At 53.0% G+C, this 19,792-nt stretch carries 16 protein-coding genes and 1 pseudogene; 9 read left to right on the top strand and 8 right to left on the bottom strand.

Translation table 11 applies throughout. The features are described 5' to 3' along the window. Positions 1-87 precede the first annotated feature (87 nt). Positions 88-1,275: a cystathionine beta-lyase gene (gene metC / locus QEN31_RS03445; RefSeq protein WP_000130262.1), complete on the top strand. Its 1,188-nt coding sequence runs from the start codon at positions 88-90 to the stop codon at positions 1,273-1,275. Between the two features lie 139 nt (positions 1,276-1,414). Then, positions 1,415-2,074, top strand: a complete 660-nt coding sequence (yghB, locus tag QEN31_RS03440; RefSeq protein ID WP_000268444.1) for a DedA family general envelope maintenance protein YghB — start codon at positions 1,415-1,417, stop codon at positions 2,072-2,074. Positions 2,075-2,137: 63 nt separating this feature from the next. On the opposite strand, the gene QEN31_RS03435 is transcribed toward yghB, so the two are convergent. Then, positions 2,138-3,037, bottom strand: coding sequence for an AraC family transcriptional regulator (locus QEN31_RS03435; protein WP_001078198.1), 900 nt, complete (start codon positions 3,035-3,037; stop codon positions 2,138-2,140). A 192-nt stretch (positions 3,038-3,229) separates the two neighbouring features. Here QEN31_RS03435 and yqhD point away from each other — a divergent pair, with 192 nt between their 5' ends. The 4 genes and pseudogenes from yqhD (at position 3,230) to QEN31_RS03415 (ending at position 7,477) form a co-directional block, all read left to right on the top strand. After that, positions 3,230-4,393, top strand: coding sequence for an alcohol dehydrogenase (gene yqhD, locus QEN31_RS03430; RefSeq protein WP_001058719.1), 1,164 nt, complete (start codon positions 3,230-3,232; stop codon positions 4,391-4,393). Between the two features lie 105 nt (positions 4,394-4,498). Further along, positions 4,499-5,326, top strand: coding sequence for a 2,5-didehydrogluconate reductase DkgA (gene dkgA / locus QEN31_RS03425; protein ID WP_000013100.1), 828 nt, complete (start codon positions 4,499-4,501; stop codon positions 5,324-5,326). Between the two features lie 165 nt (positions 5,327-5,491). After that, positions 5,492-6,977 (top strand): annotated as a pseudogene (locus QEN31_RS03420) (DASS family sodium-coupled anion symporter). Between the two features lie 44 nt (positions 6,978-7,021). After that, complete coding sequence (locus tag QEN31_RS03415) at positions 7,022-7,477, top strand: HIT family protein (RefSeq protein ID WP_000128242.1); 456 nt, start codon at positions 7,022-7,024, stop codon at positions 7,475-7,477. Positions 7,478-7,634: 157 nt separating this feature from the next. Here the strand turns inward: QEN31_RS03415 and QEN31_RS03410 are convergent, their stop codons facing one another. Together QEN31_RS03410 and QEN31_RS03405 are read right to left on the bottom strand one after the other, a co-directional pair. Continuing rightward, positions 7,635-7,829 (bottom strand): hypothetical protein, encoded by a 195-nt coding sequence (locus QEN31_RS03410; protein WP_000525382.1) that lies wholly within the window; start codon positions 7,827-7,829, stop codon positions 7,635-7,637. Between the two features lie 202 nt (positions 7,830-8,031). Next, the gene (locus tag QEN31_RS03405; protein ID WP_001274458.1) at positions 8,032-10,203 is read right to left on the bottom strand and encodes a YgiQ family radical SAM protein; all 2,172 of its coding nucleotides are present in this window, start codon (positions 10,201-10,203) and stop codon (positions 8,032-8,034) included. 487 nt (positions 10,204-10,690) lie between these two features. Here QEN31_RS03405 and QEN31_RS03400 point away from each other — a divergent pair, with 487 nt between their 5' ends. From QEN31_RS03400 to QEN31_RS03390, 3 genes are read left to right on the top strand one after another with little or no spacing between them, the layout of a single operon-like run. Then, a complete protein-coding gene (locus QEN31_RS03400; protein ID WP_000799367.1) occupies positions 10,691-11,674 on the top strand; it encodes a TRAP transporter substrate-binding protein in 984 nt (327 codons plus the stop codon). Between the two features lie 41 nt (positions 11,675-11,715). Next, positions 11,716-12,198, top strand: a complete 483-nt coding sequence (locus QEN31_RS03395; RefSeq protein ID WP_001221827.1) for a TRAP transporter small permease — start codon at positions 11,716-11,718, stop codon at positions 12,196-12,198. 10 nt (positions 12,199-12,208) lie between these two features. Further along, positions 12,209-13,516: a TRAP transporter large permease gene (locus QEN31_RS03390; RefSeq protein ID WP_099949606.1), complete on the top strand. Its 1,308-nt coding sequence runs from the start codon at positions 12,209-12,211 to the stop codon at positions 13,514-13,516. Between the two features lie 44 nt (positions 13,517-13,560). Here the strand turns inward: QEN31_RS03390 and ftsP are convergent, their stop codons facing one another. The 5 genes from ftsP to QEN31_RS03365 all read right to left on the bottom strand — a co-directional run bounded on the left by ftsP (position 13,561) and on the right by QEN31_RS03365 (position 19,740). Next, the gene (gene ftsP, locus QEN31_RS03385) at positions 13,561-14,973 is read right to left on the bottom strand and encodes a cell division protein FtsP (protein ID WP_000010658.1); all 1,413 of its coding nucleotides are present in this window, start codon (positions 14,971-14,973) and stop codon (positions 13,561-13,563) included. Between the two features lie 73 nt (positions 14,974-15,046). Continuing rightward, positions 15,047-15,784 carry a 1-acylglycerol-3-phosphate O-acyltransferase gene (gene plsC / locus QEN31_RS03380; protein ID WP_000965730.1) on the bottom strand — a complete coding sequence of 246 codons (738 nt, stop codon included), beginning with the start codon at positions 15,782-15,784 and terminating at the stop codon, positions 15,047-15,049. 256 nt (positions 15,785-16,040) lie between these two features. Continuing rightward, positions 16,041-18,299 (bottom strand): DNA topoisomerase IV subunit A, encoded by a 2,259-nt coding sequence (parC, locus tag QEN31_RS03375; RefSeq protein ID WP_001281908.1) that lies wholly within the window; start codon positions 18,297-18,299, stop codon positions 16,041-16,043. A gap of 110 nt (positions 18,300-18,409) precedes the next feature. Further along, the gene (locus tag QEN31_RS03370) at positions 18,410-19,276 is read right to left on the bottom strand and encodes an AraC family transcriptional regulator (RefSeq protein ID WP_000998789.1); all 867 of its coding nucleotides are present in this window, start codon (positions 19,274-19,276) and stop codon (positions 18,410-18,412) included. Between the two features lie 71 nt (positions 19,277-19,347). Next, positions 19,348-19,740 (bottom strand): YgiW/YdeI family stress tolerance OB fold protein, encoded by a 393-nt coding sequence (locus QEN31_RS03365; RefSeq protein ID WP_000731552.1) that lies wholly within the window; start codon positions 19,738-19,740, stop codon positions 19,348-19,350. Positions 19,741-19,792: the final 52 nt, after the last annotated feature.

Here is a 19,792-nt window from a genome sequence, read left to right as displayed (position 1 = left end):
TTCATCTGTATCACACGTCGCCAGGGTGCAGATGGTTATATTCATGCTAGTTTAGACATCCAGACGGTTAAAATCAGGAAACGCAACATGACGGATAAACAGTTGGATACCAAACTGGTAAACGCAGGACGCAGCAAAAAATACACGCTTGGCTCAGTGAATAGTGTGATTCAACGCGCTTCTTCACTGGTGTTTGACACCGTCGAGGCCAAAAAACACGCTACCCGCAATCTCGCCAACGGCGAATTATTTTACGGACGCCGGGGAACGCTGACCCACTTTTCGCTCCAGGAAGCCATGTGTGAACTGGAAGGCGGCGCCGGATGCGCGCTCTTCCCGTGCGGCGCGGCGGCGGTCGCCAACACCATTCTGGCATTCGTTGAGCAGGGCGACCACATCCTGATGACCAACACAGCTTATGAACCCAGCCAGGATTTCTGCAGCAAAATTCTCGGCAAACTGGGCGTGACGACAAGCTGGTTCGACCCGCTCATCGGCGCTGATATCACGCAACATATTCAGCCGAACACGAAAGTCGTATTTCTGGAATCCCCCGGTTCTATTACCATGGAAGTACATGATATTCCGAGCATTGTCAGTGCGGTCAGACGCGTCGCGCCAGAAGCCGTCATCATGATTGATAATACCTGGGCGGCTGGCGTTCTGTTCAAAGCTCTGGAATTCGATATTGATATCTCTATCCAGGCGGGCACTAAGTATCTGATTGGTCATTCTGATGCGATGGTCGGTACTGCCGTTGCAAATGCGCGCTGCTGGGAACAATTGCGGGAAAACGCCTATCTGATGGGGCAAATGCTCGACGCCGACACGGCTTATATGACCAGCCGCGGTCTGCGCACACTCGGTGTCCGACTGCGCCAGCATCAAGAAAGCAGCCTCAAAATCGCCGCATGGCTGGCGAACCATCCTCAGGTCGCGCGCGTTAATCATCCGGCCCTGCCGGGTAGCAAAGGTCATGCGTTCTGGAAACGAGACTTTACAGGCAGCAGCGGCCTGTTCTCCTTTGTGCTCAATAAAAAGCTGACCGAGGCAGAATTATCAGCCTATCTGGATAACTTTTCGCTGTTCAGTATGGCCTACTCCTGGGGAGGCTACGAATCGCTGATTATTGCTAATCAGCCGGAACAGATCGCCGCAATTCGTCCCGCAGGCGGCGTAGATTTTACCGGTACGCTGGTCCGGGTGCATATTGGTTTAGAGAGTGTTGATGATTTGATCGCTGATTTAGCCGCCGGCTTCGCCAGAATTGTGTAAAGTTGCCGGGGATGGACATATATGCAGACAATTTCCGTGGAAAAGTCTGCGTTTGTTGCGTCCGGGATCAAGGCATCCCGGACGATTCAGGAGTACAATAGGCGAATAAAAGCATAAATGCTGTTCCACAGGAAAGTTCATGGCTGTCATTCAAGATATTATCGCTGCGCTCTGGCAACATGATTTTGCCGCGCTGGCGAATCCACACGTTGTTAGCGTCGTCTACTTTGTCATGTTCGCCACGCTATTTTTAGAAAACGGTCTGCTGCCAGCGTCATTCTTACCTGGCGATAGTCTGCTGCTGCTGGCAGGCGCGTTGATCGCCCAGGATGTGATGCATTTTTTGCCGACGATTGGCATTCTCACCACCGCGGCCAGTCTCGGCTGCTGGCTAAGTTATATCCAGGGACGCTGGCTCGGTAATACGCGTACCGTCAAAGGCTGGCTGGCGCAGCTTCCGGCAAAATATCATCAGCGCGCCACCTGTATGTTTGACCGTCACGGTTTGTTAGCGTTGCTTGCCGGGCGCTTTCTGGCGTTTGTCCGCACTCTGCTGCCAACAATGGCGGGTATTTCCGGCCTGTCCAACCGCCGGTTTCAGTTTTTTAACTGGTTAAGCGGCCTGCTGTGGGTGACTGTCGTGACCAGCTTCGGCTACGCGCTCAGTATGATCCCGTTTGTTAAGCGCCATGAAGACCAGGTAATGACATTTTTAATGATCCTTCCCGTCGCGCTACTGGTCGCCGGGCTGTTAGGTACGCTGGTCGTGGTGATTAAAAAGAAATACTGTAACGCCTGACGTATCCATAATCGGCCAGGATGGCCCGGTTACGCTTCGTTGACCCGTGGCGGGATGCCCCACTTAGCTCCCTTGCATTGTCCGCATTCTTGCCGCATCTTCGCCCGGCGTAACGCCAAAATAACGTTTAAACTCCCGGCTAAACTGCGATGCGCTCTCATAGCCGACCCGCATCGCCGCGGCGCTGGCCTTCATACCGTCGTGAATCATCATCATCCGCGCTTTATGCAGTCGGTAGCTTTTTAAATACTGCAACGGCGAGGTGCTGGTGACCGCCTTAAAATTATGGTGAAACGCCGACACGCTCATGTTCGCTTCTGCCGCCAGTTGCTCAACATTCAGGTTCTCGGTGTATTTCATTTCGATCTGTTTAAGTACGCGACTGATCAGGCTAAAGTGCGTCTGGCGACTAACCAGCGCAAGCAGCGCCCCGCCGCGCGGCCCCATCAGCACATGATAAAGAATTTCGCGAATAATCTGTTTTCCCAGAATCCGCGCATCCAGCGGGCGCTCCATCACATCCAGCAATCTTTCCACCGCACATAAAATCTCGTCCGACAGCGTGGCGGAGTTAATCCCACTGGCCGCCATCGGCAACTGGAAACGCTCATCTTCGCCAATGTCCATGAGCAACTCTTGCAGTTGCAGCACATCAATGTCGAGCCGAATGCCGGCCAGCGGTACCTCCGGCGTCGCCCAGGTCTCGCATTCAAAAGGGAGCGGCACGGTCAGTAAGAGATATTCATTAGCGTCATAACGAAACTTGCGCTTGTTAATATAGCCAATTTTATGGCCGGAAAAGAGAAATATGATGCCAGGCTGATACATGACCGGCGTGCGCGGCCCCGGTTCAACACCATACAACAGACGAATGCCCGCCAGCCGCTCGCTGATTATTTTATCATTATTTTTTAAATGATTAATTTTATCCGCCAACTGTAAGCAAATTGCTTCACGATTCATAACGCGCCATTTTTTCATCAAATCCACTCCGCTGGATTGTGCGCATTTTTAGCGATTTTCTCCAGCATTCTGGAGAAATAGGCAAAACATTGGCAGAAATGTGCATTGAGAGACATCCCTCACAAGACCACAATGATGACCATCAGGCAGACAGCCGCCTGCCCTCTTTTTACCCACATAAGGGAATGAGCAATGAACAATTTCAAATTACATACCCCTACCCGCATTCTGTTTGGTAAAGGCGCTATCGTCGATCTTCGCGATCAAATCCCGCAGGACGCCCGCGTGCTGATTACCTATGGCGGCGGTAGCGTGAAAAAGACCGGCGTACTGGCGCAAGTTCAGGAAGCGTTAAAAGGACTGGATGTTCGGGAGTTTGGCGGTATTGAACCGAACCCGTCCTATGAAACGCTGATGAAGGCCGTGCAGCTTGTGCGCGACGAAAATATTACCTTCCTGCTGGCCGTTGGCGGCGGTTCCGTACTGGACGGCACCAAATTTATCGCCGCAGCGGCGCAGTATACGGACGGCGTCGATCCGTGGCACATTCTGGAAACCGGCGGTACTGAGATTCGTAGCGCAATCCCGATGGGGTCTGTGCTGACCCTACCGGCAACCGGCTCAGAATCGAACGCCGGCGCAGTCATTTCCCGTAAAACCACTGGCGACAAACAGGCCTTCCACTCCTCGTTCGTGCAACCGGTGTTTGCCGTACTGGACCCGGTCTACACCTATACATTGCCGCCGCGCCAGGTTGCGAACGGCGTCGTGGATGCTTTCGTCCATACCGTTGAGCAGTACGTCACTTACCCGGTTAACGGCAAAATTCAGGATCGTTTCGCCGAAGGTATTTTACTCACACTGATCGAAGAAGGTCCCAAAGCGCTGCAAGAGCCTGAAAACTATGACGTCCGCGCTAACGTGATGTGGGCCGCTACTCAGGCGTTAAATGGCCTGATTGGCGCTGGGGTTCCGCAGGACTGGGCGACGCATATGCTGGGCCACGAGCTTACCGCGATGCACGGTCTCGATCATGCCCAGACGCTGGCTATCATTCTGCCTGCGCTATGGAACGAAAAACGAGACGTTAAACGTGCAAAACTCCTGCAATATGCTGAACGTGTATGGAATATCACCGACGGTTCCGACGACGAGCGTATTGATGCCGCCATTGCCGCCACCCGCCGTTTCTTCGAACAGATGGGCGTGCCTACCCACCTGTCCGATTACGGTCTGGATGGCAGCACTATTCCGGCGCTACTGGCTAAACTTGAGGCGCATGGATGCATAAATTTAGGTGAAAATCAGGATATTACGCTGGATGTCAGCCGTCGGATTTATGAAGCGGCGCGCTAAGGTTTTTTCGCCTCTGACTTTCGTTTTTGGCCATTTCGTCCAGACTTAAGTCACTTAGTCTCGCCGGACCCGACTCCGGCGAGCCAATTAAAAGAGGAACACATCATGGCTAATCCAACCATTATCAGGCTACAGGATGGCAACGTAATGCCACAACTTGGGCTGGGAGTCTGGAAAGCAAGCAATGAAGAGGTGATCGCGGCGATTCATAAAGCGCTGGAGGTGGGCTATCGATCGATTGATACCGCCACAGCATATCAGAATGAAGAAGGCGTCGGCAAAGCGCTAAAAGCAGCGAGCGTAGCGCGGGAAGAGCTGTTTATCACCACCAAGTTGTGGAATGACGATCAAAAACGTCCCCGCGAAGCCCTGCAGGAGAGTCTGAAAAAACTGCAGCTTGATTATCTCGATCTCTATCTGATGCACTGGCCTGTACCGGCTATCGATCACTATGTCGACGCCTGGAAGGGCATGATCGCGCTGCAAAAAGAGGGGCTGGTAAAGAGTATCGGGGTCTGTAACTTTCAGATCCATCACCTCCAGCGTCTGATCGATGAAACCGGCGTTACCCCTGTGATCAACCAGATCGAGCTTCACCCCTTGATGCAACAGCGCCAGCTACATGCGTGGAATGCGACGCATAAAATCCAGACCGAGTCCTGGAGCCCGCTGGCGCAGGGTGGCGAAGGCGTATTCGATCAGAAAGTGATTCGCGAACTGGCGGATAAATACGGCAAAACGCCCGCCCAGATTGTTATTCGCTGGCATCTGGACTGCGGGCTGGTCGTCATTCCGAAATCCGTCACCCCTTCCCGTATCGCGGAAAACTTTGCTGTCTGGGATTTCCGTCTCGATAAAGATGAATTAGGCGAGATCGCAAAACTGGATCAAGGAAAACGCCTCGGTCCCGATCCGGATCAGTTCGGCGGTTAAGCCGGATTTATCGCACGCCATGCCCGACGATGTCGTCGGGCTTTTTTGCATTCCGAAACATTAAGAAACAATTACGCGCATTTAACAGTATATTTCCCCCACACACAAGCGCAGAATTATTCTGATTTTGTGAATAATTATTCATATTTATTATGAATTTACTTAATGCATATAAAATATTTATGGATGTGTGATTGTGGCGGAAAAAAAATCTCAGGGCGTCAAATGGCTCCCATTCATTCTTATTCTGGTTATCGCCGCCGGACTGTGGCAGCTAACGCCCCCTTCCGGGTTAAGCGCGCCGGCCTGGCATTCCGCGATTATTTTTGTCGCGACGATCGCCTCTATCGTGGCGAAAGTGCTGCCTATTGGCGCGGTCGGTATTATTGGTATCACCGTCTTTGCGCTCGCCTATGCTGCCGGCGACAAAACGGCCAGCGGCGCGATTACCACGGCCTTGAGCGAGCTGAACAGTTCGCTGATCTGGCTTATCGTCGTCGCCTTTATGATTGCCCGTGGGTTTATCAAAACCGGGCTGGGTCGGCGTATCGCCCTACAAATGATCCGTCTGTTAGGTAAACGAACGCTGGGTCTGGCTTATGGTCTGGCGTTTGCCGATCTGATCCTCTCTCCCGCGATGCCCAGTAACACCGCGCGCTGCGGCGGCGTGATTTACCCGATCGCCGACTCGCTGGCGCGCAGCTTTGATTCACATCCGGAAGATGAGTCTCGCAGCAAAATCGGCACCTTTCTGATCACCTGTATTGGCAATGTTAACGACGTCACTGCCGCACTGTTTATGACCGGTTATACGGGTAACCTGCTGGCGGTAAAACTGGCGGCGAACGCCGGCGTTACGTTGAGCTGGGGAAGCTGGTTTATCGCCGCGCTCCTGCCTTGCCTGGTCTCTTTTCTTATCGTCCCGCTGCTGGTCTACTGGCTGACCCGTCCGGAAATTAAACATACGCCGGATGCGCCGGATTTGGCGCGCAAAGAGCTGGCGCAAATGGGCAGTATGACGCGCGGCGAGTGGCTCATGCTGGCGACCGTCGGCGTGTTGCTGGTGCTATGGATTTTTGGCAGCTCGCTCGGCGTGGATGCCACGACGGCCTCTTTTGTCGGTCTCTCTATTTTATTACTGAGCGGCGTGCTCACCTGGGAAGACGTTAAAAGCGAAAAAGGCGCCTGGGATACGTTGATTTGGTTTGCCGCGCTGCTGATGATGGCTAACCAGTTGAAGAAACTAGGATTCACCAGCTGGTTTGGCAACCTGATTGGCGACAGCATCGGCAGCACGATGCATGGAACCAGTTGGATAATCATCCTGCTGCTGCTTAACGCAGCCTATTTTTATACCCACTATTTTTTCGCCAGCGGCAACGCGCAAATCGCCGCGCTGTATGCGGTATTTCTGGGCGTCGGTCTGCATCTGAATATACCGGCGGCGCCGATGGCGCTCATGCTGGCGTTTACCAGCAGCCTGTACTGCTCTCTTACGCAGTATACCCACGCACGCGGCCCCATTCTTTTTGGCGCCGGCTATGTACCGACGGGCGTCTGGTGGCGAACGGGATTTATTATCAGTCTCTTTAATCAGGCGGTCTTTTTGACAGTCGGCCTCGCATGGTGGAAAGTGTTAGGGTTGTATTAAACGCTTAACGCATCGATAAGCCCCTCGGTTAACGGAGAAATGGAATGACCTGCATTTTCTGTCAAATAGTTGAAGGTAAAGCACCTTGTCATAAAGTTTGGGAAGATGAGCATCACCTGGCTTTTTTGTCGATTTTTCCGAATACCGATGGGTTTACCGTAGTGATCCCGAAAAAACATTACCCCAGCTACGCGTTCGATCTACCGCCGCAGGCGTTAGCGGACCTGATGCTGGCGACCCAAAAAGTGGCGAAGAAACTGGATAAGGCTTTCCCGGATGTCAGTCGTACGGGAATGTTCTTCGAAGGTTTCGGCGTAGACCATGTGCACAGTAAATTAAGCCCCATGCACGGTACTGGCGATTTAACCCACTGGAAACCGATTGAATCGCGGCAGAATAAATTTTTCGAACAGTATGAAGGATATCTGTCGTCACACGATCATGAACGGGCTGATGATGAAAAACTGGCCGCGCTGGCGGCCAGAATTCGTGAGGCATAAATACGGAGCACTTCTGCCGGATGGCGGTGTAAGCACCTTATCCGGCCTACAAAACTGTGCTATTCATAGACCTGATAAGCGCAGCGCCGTCAGGCATTATACCTTAGATTATATACTTCTTATCTATTTTAATATATCAACCCTGGTAGGTTAAATATTACGGCGCGTGGCTAAATATTTCGTACAAAAACCATCCAGGAATAGCGGCAATAACACCCATTAAAATTATCCCTGCAAGAGTCATTTGCCTGTCTTCACGTTTTTCCATATTACATGCTTTAATAGCCATTATGAATATAACAACAGCTATTATAGCAATTACGATAAAACAGGGAATAATAATCATACCCATGATATCCCCTCCTCTGGGGCTGTATACAAGCATCATGCCTTAATCATTAAGGTAATATATAATTAATTTATACAATCAATAATATTTAAATAAAATATAAAGCTCCCCGTAATTTAGCAATTACTAAAGATCGACACAATATATTTAGATGTCTGTTACTTCCAGAAACATTAGCTTCCAGAAGCAACAGATTCAAAGGTAATTAACGCCCTGCGCCTTTCCCGCGCTTCTTATTCGCAGCAAGCCCCTGCCGCTGATGTTCCACCGGCGTATGCTTGGTCAACGCCGGGCGCGTGTTGCGGTTCTGGCGACGCGCTTCGCGCATCTCTTCAATGGTCGGCGCAGGCACCAGACACTCACGGCGACCGCCAATCAAATGCTTTTTCCCCATCGCTTCCAGCGCCTGGCGAATCAGCGGCCAGTTCGCCGGATCGTGATAACGCAGCAGCGCCTTATGCAGGCGACGCTGCCTGTCTCCCTTCGGCACCACCACATCTTCACTCTTATAACCAATTTTACCCAGCGGGTTTTTGCCGGTGTAATACATGGTGGTCGAATTTGCCAACGGCGACGGGTAGAAGTTCTGCACCTGATCCAGACGGAAGCGGTGGCGCTTGAGCCACAGCGCCAGATTCACCATATCCTCGTCCCGCGTGCCCGGATGCGCGGAGATAAAATATGGGATCAGATACTGCTCTTTTCCGGCCTGTTTAGAGTAAAGGTCAAATAACTCTTTAAAGCGATCGTAGCTGCCCATACCCGGCTTCATCATTTTCGACAGCGGACCTTCTTCAGTATGCTCCGGCGCAATCTTCAGATAGCCGCCCACATGATGGCTCGCCAGCTCTTTAATGTAGCGAGGATCTTCTACGGCGATGTCGTAGCGCACGCCGGAGGCAATTAAGATTTTCTTAATGCCTTTCAGCTCACGGGCGCGGCGATAAAGATTGATCGTCGGCGTATGGTCAGTATCCATATGCGGACAGATATCCGGATAGACGCATGACAGGCGACGACAGGTCTGCTCCGCACGCGGCGACTTACAGCGCAGCATATACATGTTCGCGGTAGGACCGCCCAGATCGGAGATCACGCCGGTAAACCCCGGCACCGTGTCGCGGATCGCTTCGATCTCGTTGATGATAGAGTCTTCTGAACGGCTCTGAATGATGCGCCCTTCATGTTCAGTGATCGAGCAGAAAGAGCAGCCGCCAAAGCAGCCGCGCATGATATTGATCGAAAAGCGGATCATCTCATAGGCCGGAATACGGGCATTGCCGTAAGCCGGGTGCGGCACACGCTGATACGGCAGCGCAAACACGCTATCCATCTCTTCAGTGGAGAGCGGTATGGCGGGCGGGTTGATCCAGACATAGCGGTCGCCGTGTTTTTGCATCAGCGCCCGCGCGCAGCCAGGGTTAGTTTCGTGATGCAGAATACGCGACGCATGGGCGTACAGCACCTTGTCGCCTTTCACCTTTTCAAAGGATGGCAGCAGGATATAGGTTTTTTCCCACGGCTTCGGACGCGGCGGCTGCACGGTAATCGCTTTAGCTTCCTGCTTTTTCGGCGCGACCGGCTTGTTATCCGCGCACGGCAGATCCTCGCCATAGGGATGGGGAATTGGATCGATTTTACCCGGCGTGTCCAGACGAGTGGAGTCGACGCCGCTCCAGCCTGGCAGCGCTTCTTTAACCATAATCGCAGTGTTACGCACATCACGAATCTGATCGATGGTTTCGCCCATTGCCAGACGATGCGCCACTTCCACCAGCGGACGCTCGCCGTTGCCAAACATCAGCATGTCGGCTTTGGAATCGACTAACACTGAACGACGCACAGTATCAGACCAGTAGTCGTAATGCGCGGTACGGCGCAGACTGGCCTCAATGCCGCCAAGGATCACCGGGACATCTTTCCACGCTTCTTTGCAACGCTGGGTATAGACCAGCGTGGCGCGGTCCGGGCGTTTGCCCGCGACGTTATCCGGGGTGTAGGCGTCATCGTGGCGCAGCTTACGGTCAGCGGTGTAACGGTTAATCATCGAGTCCATGTTGCCGGCGGTGACGCCGAAGAACAGGTTCGGTTTTCCCAGACGCATAAAGTCGTCTTTGCTGTTCCAGTCCGGCTGGGCGATGATCCCCACGCGGAAGCCCTGCGCTTCCAGCATACGACCGCAAATCGCCATGCCGAAGCTCGGATGGTCGACGTAGGCGTCGCCGGTTACCAGAATAATGTCGCAGCTATCCCAGCCAAGTTGATCCATCTCGTCACGTGACATCGGCAAAAACGGCGCCGGCCCAAAGCAGGCGGCCCAGTACTGCGGCCAGGAGAAAAGGTCGCGATCCGGTTGGATCAGGGAGATAGCGCTCATAATGCTTCCAAAACGATTGGCAAAAAAATAATCAAAGGTCGGGGATTATAAGCCGTATCTATAGCGAAAATGAAGGAGATTATCGCCTTATATGCAGGACTGGCGCGAAATAGAAACAACTTTCAACGGCCTGGCCTGAGGTGTTTGAAATTGGTCTTATGAATATCTTCAAATTGGTATGCAATTAATTATACCCACGTCTAAAAACGCAGTATCGTCATAACAACAAAAAGTAAAAAAACATCACATTATCAGTAATATATAAAAAAACTTCGCTGAATTGCTCACGACACTGTTTTTACCATGACTTTCTTCTGTGAACCAGATCTCTTTCTTTGGTCTATTGATTAAATTAAATTGGCTGACAGAATTCAGGGGATAAAGAACACCATCACCACGCCTTTCCCCAACGCAACACCTTACGTATCAGCAGGTTATTAATTAATCAACGATAACCACAGGAATCCCAACCTATAAGGAAGCAGATATGAAAAACACACGTTCATTCACAACATCAGCGGTATTACTGGCCGGCTGTTTGCTACTGGCATTTCCAGCGCTCGCCAAAACCACGCTGAAACTGAGCCACAATCAGGATAAAAGCCACGCCGTTCACAAAGCGATGAGCTATCTGGCCGACAAAGCGAAAGCCTATTCGGACGGCGAATTAAATATTCGTATTTACCCCAACGCCACGCTGGGCAACGAACGTGAATCGCTGGAATTGATGAACTCCGGCGCTCTGCAAATGGTGAAAGTCAATGCGGCATCGCTGGAGTCTTTTGCGCCGGAATATAGCGTGTTTAGCCTGCCGTTTTTATTCCGCGACCGCGATCACTACTACAACGTACTGAAAAGCGACTTAGGGAAACGCATTCTCGCGTCCTCCGAAAGCAAAGGCTTCGTCGGCTTAACCTGGTACGACGGCGGCGCCCGCAGTTTTTACGCTGGTAAGCCCATCACTCAACCCGACGATTTAGCCGGTATGAAAATCAGAGTGCAGCAAAGCCCCAGCGCTATCGCGATGGTGAAAGCTCTCGGCGGCGTGCCGACGCCGATGGCGCAAGGCGAACTCTATACCGCGCTCCAGCAAGGCGTGGTCGATGGCGGCGAAAACAACCCCGTGGTTTATGCCGATATGCGTCATGCGGAGGTGGCGAAATTCTATTCCCGCGACGAGCACACGATGGTGCCGGATGTCCTGGTCATCAGTACCAAAGTACTTAACAAATTGAGCGATAAAGAGCGGAAGGCGTTATATAAAGCCGCAGATGAATCCATGCAGCAAATGAAAGATGTCATCTGGCCCGCCGCGGAAAAAGAGGCTTATGAGAGCATGAAGGCCATGAACGCGACTGTTGTTGATATTGATAAATCCGCGTTCAAACAGCGTGTTAAGCCCTTGTTTGATGAGTTCCGCGCAAAAGACGCTCAGTCAGCGAAGGATCTGGAATACATCGAGAATATGTAAATCTGCCGGGCAGGGTTCTCCTGCCCTTTACAGGATGTAATATGCGAATACTCACCAATGCACTGAACAAAATACTGGCCGGGTGCTGCTGTATTATTCTGGCGGTCATGGTTGCCTGCGTATCCTGGCAGGTGGCGGCGCGCTTTATATTCAACGCGCCAAGCAGCACGCTCGACGAATTCACCCAGATTCTTTTTATGTGGATGATTCTGTTAGGCGGCGTCTATACCGCCGGATTAAAAAAACATTTAGCTATCGATTTGTTAGCGCAAAAACTCTCCCGAACGCCCGCCCTCATGCTCGACAGTATCATTCAGGTGATTATTACCGTGTTCGCGCTGATTTTTATGGTGTACGGCGGTGATATTATTGTTGAAAAAGCGGCGCACGTCAGCCAAATGTCCCCGGTATTAAAATGGCCTATGGATAAAGTCTATTGGGTCATGCCGATTAGCGGCGTCATCCTGGTGTACTACACCATTGTGAACGTTATTGATAATTATCATCAGCGCCATCTTCGCTAACGAGGGATATATGGACTTTGAATATATTTACCCAATAATTGTTTTATTTGGCAGCTTTGCCATTATGCTGGCGGTCGGCGTTCCTATTACATTCGCTATCGGGCTGTCGTCCTTATTCTCAATCCTGATAGCCCTTCCCCCGGATGCGGCAATCTCGGTTATTTCGCAAAAAATGACCGTCGGTCTCGATGGCTTTACGCTGCTGGCGATCCCCTTTTTTGTGTTAGCCGGCAATATCATGAATACCGGGGGAATCGCCCGGCGCCTGGTGAATCTGGCTCAGGCGTTAGTTGGCCGCCTTCCCGGTTCGCTGGCGCACTGCAATATTCTGGCGAACACCCTGTTTGGCGCGATATCCGGCTCGGCGGTCGCTTCTGCGGCCGCGGTGGGCGGCATCATGTCGCCATTACAGGAAAAAGAGGGCTACTCTCCGGCGTTCTCTACGGCGATCAACGTCGCTTCGGCGCCGATTGGCCTGATGATCCCGCCCAGCAATGTGCTAATTGTCTATTCGCTGGCTAGCGGCGGCACCTCTGTCGCCGCCCTGTTTTTGGCGGGCTACCTGCCCGGCATCTTAACCGCGCTGGCTTTAATGACGGTAGCGGCGCTGTATGCCCATCGCCACCATTACCCGGTTGCCGAACGCATCAACCTGCGGCAGTTTCTGTCGGTATTCCGCGATTCGTTGCCCAGCCTGTTGCTGATATTTATTATTATCGGCGGCATTATCGGCGGCGTATTTACGCCAACAGAGGCCTCTGCGATCGCGGTAATCTATAGCCTGGCGCTGGCGGCCATTTATCGAGAAATTAATGTGAGTAAGTTGCGCGATATTCTGCTGGATTCGGTAGTAACCAGCTCTATTGTTCTCTTACTGGTCGGCTGCTCAATGGGAATGTCATGGGCGATGACCAATGCTGATGTTCCTGAACTGATTAATGAAATGATTACCAGCGTGTCCGAAAATAAATGGGTCATCTTGCTGATTATCAATCTCATTTTGTTATTCGTCGGGACGTTTATGGATATTACCCCGGCTATTCTAATCTTTACGCCTATTTTCCTTCCCATTGCTCAACATCTGGGAATCGACCCTGTCCATTTTGGCATTATTATGGTTTTCAATTTAACCATCGGACTGTGTACGCCCCTGGTAGGCACTATTTTGTTCGTCGGTTGCAGTATCGGCAAAATCAGTATTGATAAAGTCGTCAAACCGCTATTACCGATGTTTCTGGCACTCTTTGTGGTCATGGCGATGATTTGCTACTTCCCGCAGTTGAGTCTGCTGCTTCCCACGCTGTTTGCTCCTTCCTGAAAACCCTGACGGGTCTGCGCTATTCAGACCCGTACTCGGACGCTTTACGACGCTGGATTCACCAGCATTTGCCCAATCGAGCCGCGGTCAGCCATTTCCAGCGTCTGGCTGTTGAAATAGAACGGGAAGTGCGGCCAGGACGGCTGACCGTAATAGACCAGCAGTTCGACTTGCCCATCCACCCAGACGGTATCTTTCCAGCCTCTATCTTCCGGGAACGGCATAGCGCCGTTGACGTTACGAATCAGGAAAGAGACGCCCTCAATATGGAACGACTGCGGCATATCGGCGCGTACCGTCCAGCGCTCCCAGGTGCCTTGTTGGGCGGTAATATCAATGCGATTCACATCCCACAGTTGGCCGTTAATCCCCGGATCGTCGCCAAGACTGATGTCCCGACTGCGGACAGGCGCGCCGCTCATGATCTCCGTCGGCAACAGACGCATCGGCAGATTATCGGTCACCAGCGGCAGCAATCCGGTTGGCCGTAACGTCAGCACCAGGGTCGAAACCAGAATACTGGAAGGCTCAAAGAAACCGCGAATCCGATCGACTATGCTGGCCGCTTCCCCGCAGGTGATCGAGACTTCGTCGCCGTTGGTCATATCAACCAGGATTTCACGTCGCTCGCCGGGCGCCAGTGACAACTGTTTGACGGAAACCGGCGCAGGTAAAAAGCCCTGATCGCCTGAAATCACATGCAGCGCCCGGCCATCGCTCATCTGAAGCTGATAGCGCCGCGAGTTCGAGGCGTTCAACAACCGTAACCGCACCCAGCCGCGGGACACTTCGACATAGGGGCTTTGCGCGCCGTTCACCAGCAGCGTATCGCCGACAAAACCACCGCTTCCCGGTTCGCTGTACTCCGGCGTCCCAAAGTTATCCAGCCGTTTATCCTGGATAATGACGGGAAAATCATCCACGCCGTAATGGTTCGGAATGGGCAGCGTTTTACTGATGTCGTCTTCGACCAGCCACATTCCTGCCAGGCCGTTATACACCTGCTGCGCGGTGCGGTTAGGCGTGTTAGCGTGATACCACAGCGTCGCGGCGCTCTGACGAATCGGCAACACCGGCGCCCAGTCCGCGTTCGGCGACATCATACGCGCCGGGCCACCCATCAGCGGCCCCGGCACCAGTAAACCAGCAACCGTCATGGAGACATTTTCCGCCAGGCGGTTGCTATAGATGAGTTTAACGTCATCGCCTTTCCAGACGCGGATTGTCGGCCCCAGATAACGACCGTTCACTCCCCAGACCGGCGCGCGCGTGCCTTGCGTAAAGGACCAGTGCGCTCGCTGTAGCGTCATAAACAACGGCTGCCCGCGACGGGACTCCAGCAACGGCGGAACAGGCAACGGCTGTTGCTGACCGGCAGCATTCGCCCTGAGGGGAATCGCGCCTGCACATAGTGCGATTCCCGATGCCTGAAGAAACTGACGCCGACTGAATGACATATAAGCTCCATGTAAAACAGGCTAAAGAGTTGTGCCTGAAAAAATGATTTCTACAATAACAGAGTAAGGCTGCTTAAACCTTACCGGTCGCTTCACGTTCCGCAACCTCTTTATCAAGTTCCGCGATTTTTTGCTCCATTAACGCACGGCAGTGGGCCGCCAGCTCGCGAACCTGATCTTTACCATATTCGCTGACGTCGACTGGCGGCAGCATTTCCACAATAACCAGTCCGTTGTTCAGGCGGTTTAGATTGACTTTGTTAGAGGTGTTGGAAACGCAGACAGGAATGATCGGCACACCAGCCGCGATAGCCGCATGAAACGCGCCGGTTTTAAACGGCAGCAGACCGCGTCCCCGGCTACGCGTACCTTCAGGGAACATCCAGATAGAAATACGGCGCTTTTTAAAATGGTTAACCACTGCCGCAATGGTGCTATGCGCTTTGGCGCGGTTATTACGGTCAATCAACAGATTACCGGTCAGCCAGTACAGTTGCCCAAAAAACGGGATCCAAAGCAGGCTTTTTTTCCCCACCGTCACCGTTGGCGGCTGCACAATATTCGCCGCCGTGACCATATCATAATTATTCTGATGGTTAGCAATATAGATAGCATTGCCATAGTTTTCCGCGTCGGCGGGTTTGCGGCACTCCACTTTCAGGCCAAACAGCGGGGCCAGACGGCCGAACATATGTCCAAACGTCGCCACGTGTTTTGGGTTACGTGGGCTGAAAAGGCAGTAAATAGAACCGAAAACACAGACCAGAATGGAGTAAATAACGGTAACAATAAGACGAAAAATATATAGCATAACAACCTCTGAAGGCCTAAGAGCCCGGCATTCTACGTCACCTGAAATTCAGGTTAGGATTTTGGTAAGTGTGGCTCTCTGGAAAAACGTATTGTTAATCGCAATGCACGAATAAACAACGGTTTTACGGGAAATTTTAATGTTAATCCGATCTGAAACCGTAGGCCGGATAAGACGCTACTGCGTCGTCATCCGGCAACGGCAGAGCGCCGGATGGCGGCTTAGATGCCTTGTCCGGCCTACGGGCGCCCCTGTCTTACTCTTCGCTGTCGCCATGACTTACGCGATGCGGCGAATCAATCTCAATGCGATCGATACGCTGCAGGCCGCGCATTAATGTGCCACGGCGTCCGCGTTCACCGACCACCTTTTGTAACTCTTCAGGGCGCAGTTTGATTTTGCGCTTCCCGACATGGATAGTCAGAGTGCTTTGTGGCGGCAGCACGTACAGGTGCGCCAGTCCATCATCGCCTTTCGCCGCTTCTGCAGAGGGGATATTAATGATCTTATTCCCTTTGCCTTTCGACAGCTGCGGCAGAGAGTCTACCGGGAACATCAACATCCGTCCGGCCTGGGTAATCGCCAGCAGCATATCGTGCTCGTCTTCAATCACCAGCGGCGGCATGACGTGCGCATTTTCCGGCAGTGTAATCAATGTCTTACCGGCACGGTTACGGGCAACCAGATCGTTAAACGTACAAACGAAGCCGTAGCCCGCATCCGACGCCATCAGCAGTTTCTGGTCATCGCCTTCCATCAGCATATGCTCTACGGTCGCCCCCGGCGGCAGCGTGAGTTTGCCGGTCAGCGGCTCGCCCTGCCCACGCGCCGACGGAAGCGTAATGGGATCAATAGCATAGCTGCGCCCGGTGGTATCAATAAACACCACCGGTTGATTGCTCTTACCTTTCACCGCGGCTTTAAAGCTGTCGCCCGCTTTATAGTTAAGCCCCGGCGCATCAATATCATGACCTTTGGCGCTGCGCACCCAGCCCATCTGCGACAGCACGATAGTCACCGGTTCGGACGGCAGCATATCGTGTTCGCTCATCGCTTTAGCTTCTTCGCGCTCACGCAGCGGAGAACGGCGATCGTCGCCATAGGCATCGGCGTCCGCCTGTAGTTCTTTTTTCAGCAAGGTATTCATTTTGCGTTCGGACGCGAGAATGCCCTGCAACTGGTCCCTCTCTTTTTCCAGCTCGTCCTGCTCGCCGCGAATTTTCATCTCTTCCAGTTTGGCGAGATGGCGCAGTTTCAGTTCGAGAATCGCTTCCGCCTGGGTTTCGCTGATGCCGAAACGCGACATCAGCGCGGGTTTTGGCTCGTCTTCGCTACGGATAATCTCAATCACTTCGTCGATGTTGAGAAACGCCACCAGCAAACCTTCGAGGATATGCAGGCGCTTAAGCACTTTCTCCAGACGATAGTTCAGACGACGGCGCACCGTGTCGCGGCGGAACGCCAGCCACTCGGTGAGGATCTCCAGCAGGTTTTTCACCGCCGGACGACCATCCAGACCGATCATGTTCAGGTTAATACGGTAGCTTTTTTCCAGATCGGTGGTGGCGAACAGATGGTTCATCACCTGTTCCATATCCACACGGTTGGAGCGTGGCACAATCACTAAACGCGTCGGGTTTTCGTGATCCGATTCATCGCGCAGATCGTCCACCATCGGCAGTTTTTTATTACGCATCTGCGCAGCAATCTGCTCCAGCACTTTCGCGCCAGAGACCTGATGCGGCAGCGCGGAAATTACCACAGCGCCGTCTTCTTTGGTCCATACCGCGCGCATACGCACGGAGCCCCGCCCGTTTTCGTAAATTTTACGAATTTCCGCACGTGGGGTAATGATCTCCGCTTCGGTCGGGTAATCCGGCCCCTGAACGATATCCAGCAACTGATCCAGCGTCGTTTTCGGCTGCTCAATCAGCGTAATCGCCGCTTTCGCCACTTCGCGCAGGTTGTGCGGCGGGATATCTGTTGCCATGCCCACCGCAATACCGGTGGTGCCGTTCAGCAGGATGTTCGGCAGACGCGCCGGTAACATTTTCGGTTCCTGCATGGTGCCGTCGAAGTTTGGCACCCAGTCCGCCGTCCCCTGACCGAGTTCGCTTAACAGCAGCTCGGCGTATTTGGACAGGCGGGATTCGGTATAACGCATCGCCGCGAATGACTTCGGATCATCCGGCGCGCCCCAGTTCCCCTGGCCATCGACCAGCGGGTAACGGTAAGAGAACGGCTGCGCCATCAGCACCATGGCTTCATAGCAGGCGCTGTCGCCATGCGGGTGATACTTACCCAGTACGTCACCAACGGTACGGGCGGATTTTTTAAATTTAGCGGTGGCGTTCAGCCCCAGCTCTGACATCGCATAGACGATGCGGCGCTGTACCGGCTTCAGGCCGTCGCCAATAAACGGCAACGCACGATCCATGATCACGTACATGGAGTAGTTTAAGTAGGCGTTTTCCGTAAATTCATGTAGCGCAAGGCGCTCTGCCATATCGCTCATTAACAGGGGATCCTCAATCTGCATGCTGACCGTTCGGACGGCAATATTGCCGCAGATAATACCCTATCTCACGGTCTGAGTCACAAACCGTGAGACAGGTGGCGAGGAAGTTAACGAAGCGGCAGATAGATATCCGTCAGCAGCTCATGTTCCGCGACCTCATGGACGAAATTCAGGTACTGGAAGAAGACCGGAAAATCGCGCGGCGTCTCACCGCTGGCGGGTAGCCATTCGCGGAATAAATACCACACGCTCTCCGGGAGGCTGTCGAGCGATCCCTGATGGCGCACCACCGCGCAGCGCCCGCCAGGAATCTCGCTATTCACCACGCCAACGTCATTTTCGGCTATCGGCTGGCGGACGCTGCCGCAGATATCAAAGCGGAATTGAGCCGGCGGCGTCGTCTGCGGGTCGTGCCAGGCAATACCAAAAGTTTGACTGCTGGCAATCGGCGACTGGCCCGTTTCGCGTCGCCATGCAATAAATTTCGCCGCGCTGGCGTTGACCTTATCCGGATGCCCCAGATGCGTCAGCATCGCGACGCGGGTAGGTGGAAATTCAACGATTTTTACGTCCATGACATGCTGCTCCTGTAACGCAAGTTTAGGAACGCGCTGGTGCCAGGCCAGCCAGTCCGGCGATTGCCGAAACCGGCGCGGGCTTTGACCAAACGCGGTTTTGAAAGCACGTGTGAACGACTCCGGATTCTGAAACCCGGCATCCAGCGCGATATCGATAACTTTATCCTGCGGGTTAAACGCCAGCCGCCATGACGCGCGGCGCAAACGCAACCACTGGATATAGCGATAGAGCGGAAGCCCGCTCCAGGTGGTAAACTGCCGGTGAAAATGAAACGGCGAGCTGTGCGCCATCCGGCTTAACGCCTCAATCGACAGAGGCTCATCCAGATGACGCTCAATGTGGTCGCAAACGCGCCGCAGACGTTCGGAATAAGCCGCGCTGATCAGGTCATTCATCACTGCCTCCTTGTGGCCTATTCTGCCCACCGGGCGGCTGTGAATCCTGACCGATCTTGCGCAATGTGGGATTACGGATTCACTTTACGAATCTGTTTTACGTCGATTTCGACAGAGTTCCAGTCTTTATCCACTTCGCCCTGAATTTCAACGGTATCCTGCGGGGTTACGGTCAGGCCGTTCCAGCGCTTGTGGTCAATGTCCACATTGATAGTACCGGTCGCATCTTTAAACACATACAGATCGTCGGAAATGCGCTCGACGATATTCCCGCGCAGCGTTACCCACGCATCGTCACGCAGCGATTTAGCGCTCTCTACCGTCGTGCTGCTGCCGTTCGGGCCGACAAATCCGCCGCCTTGCGTTTGCGTCGCCGACGGGCCGGAGAAACCGCCCTGCTGAGCCGCCAGAACCGGGGTAGAACACAGTGCCATAACGGCAACGATTGCAGCTAATTTTTTCATGATTACTTTTCCCTTTCATGTCGTTTCAGATCCATTTAATAAGGTAATCCTT

The sequence above is a fragment of the Salmonella sp. SA15303 genome (assembly GCF_029962125.1).
Lineage (GTDB): Bacteria > Pseudomonadota > Gammaproteobacteria > Enterobacterales > Enterobacteriaceae > Salmonella > Salmonella enterica.
Note: the sequence above shows the minus strand (reverse complement) of the source record. Positions and strands in the feature narration are given on the sequence as shown.

Bases quoted from the DNA above. Each gene is read 5' to 3' on its own strand.
- metC (WP_000130262.1), top strand. From the start codon at position 88: ATGACGGATAAACAGTTGGATACCAAACTGGTAAACGCAGGACGCAGC.
- yghB (WP_000268444.1), top strand. From the start codon at position 1,415: ATGGCTGTCATTCAAGATATTATCGCTGCGCTCTGGCAACATGATTTT.
- QEN31_RS03435 (WP_001078198.1), bottom strand. From the start codon at position 3,037: ATGAATCGTGAAGCAATTTGCTTACAGTTGGCGGATAAAATTAATCAT.
- yqhD (WP_001058719.1), top strand. From the start codon at position 3,230: ATGAACAATTTCAAATTACATACCCCTACCCGCATTCTGTTTGGTAAA.
- dkgA (WP_000013100.1), top strand. From the start codon at position 4,499: ATGGCTAATCCAACCATTATCAGGCTACAGGATGGCAACGTAATGCCA.
- QEN31_RS03415 (WP_000128242.1), top strand. From the start codon at position 7,022: ATGACCTGCATTTTCTGTCAAATAGTTGAAGGTAAAGCACCTTGTCAT.
- QEN31_RS03410 (WP_000525382.1), bottom strand. From the start codon at position 7,829: ATGGGTATGATTATTATTCCCTGTTTTATCGTAATTGCTATAATAGCT.
- QEN31_RS03405 (WP_001274458.1), bottom strand. From the start codon at position 10,203: ATGAGCGCTATCTCCCTGATCCAACCGGATCGCGACCTTTTCTCCTGG.
- QEN31_RS03400 (WP_000799367.1), top strand. From the start codon at position 10,691: ATGAAAAACACACGTTCATTCACAACATCAGCGGTATTACTGGCCGGC.
- QEN31_RS03395 (WP_001221827.1), top strand. From the start codon at position 11,716: ATGCGAATACTCACCAATGCACTGAACAAAATACTGGCCGGGTGCTGC.
- QEN31_RS03390 (WP_099949606.1), top strand. From the start codon at position 12,209: ATGGACTTTGAATATATTTACCCAATAATTGTTTTATTTGGCAGCTTT.
- ftsP (WP_000010658.1), bottom strand. From the start codon at position 14,973: ATGTCATTCAGTCGGCGTCAGTTTCTTCAGGCATCGGGAATCGCACTA.
- plsC (WP_000965730.1), bottom strand. From the start codon at position 15,784: ATGCTATATATTTTTCGTCTTATTGTTACCGTTATTTACTCCATTCTG.
- parC (WP_001281908.1), bottom strand. From the start codon at position 18,299: ATGAGCGATATGGCAGAGCGCCTTGCGCTACATGAATTTACGGAAAAC.
- QEN31_RS03370 (WP_000998789.1), bottom strand. From the start codon at position 19,276: ATGAATGACCTGATCAGCGCGGCTTATTCCGAACGTCTGCGGCGCGTT.
- QEN31_RS03365 (WP_000731552.1), bottom strand. From the start codon at position 19,740: ATGAAAAAATTAGCTGCAATCGTTGCCGTTATGGCACTGTGTTCTACC.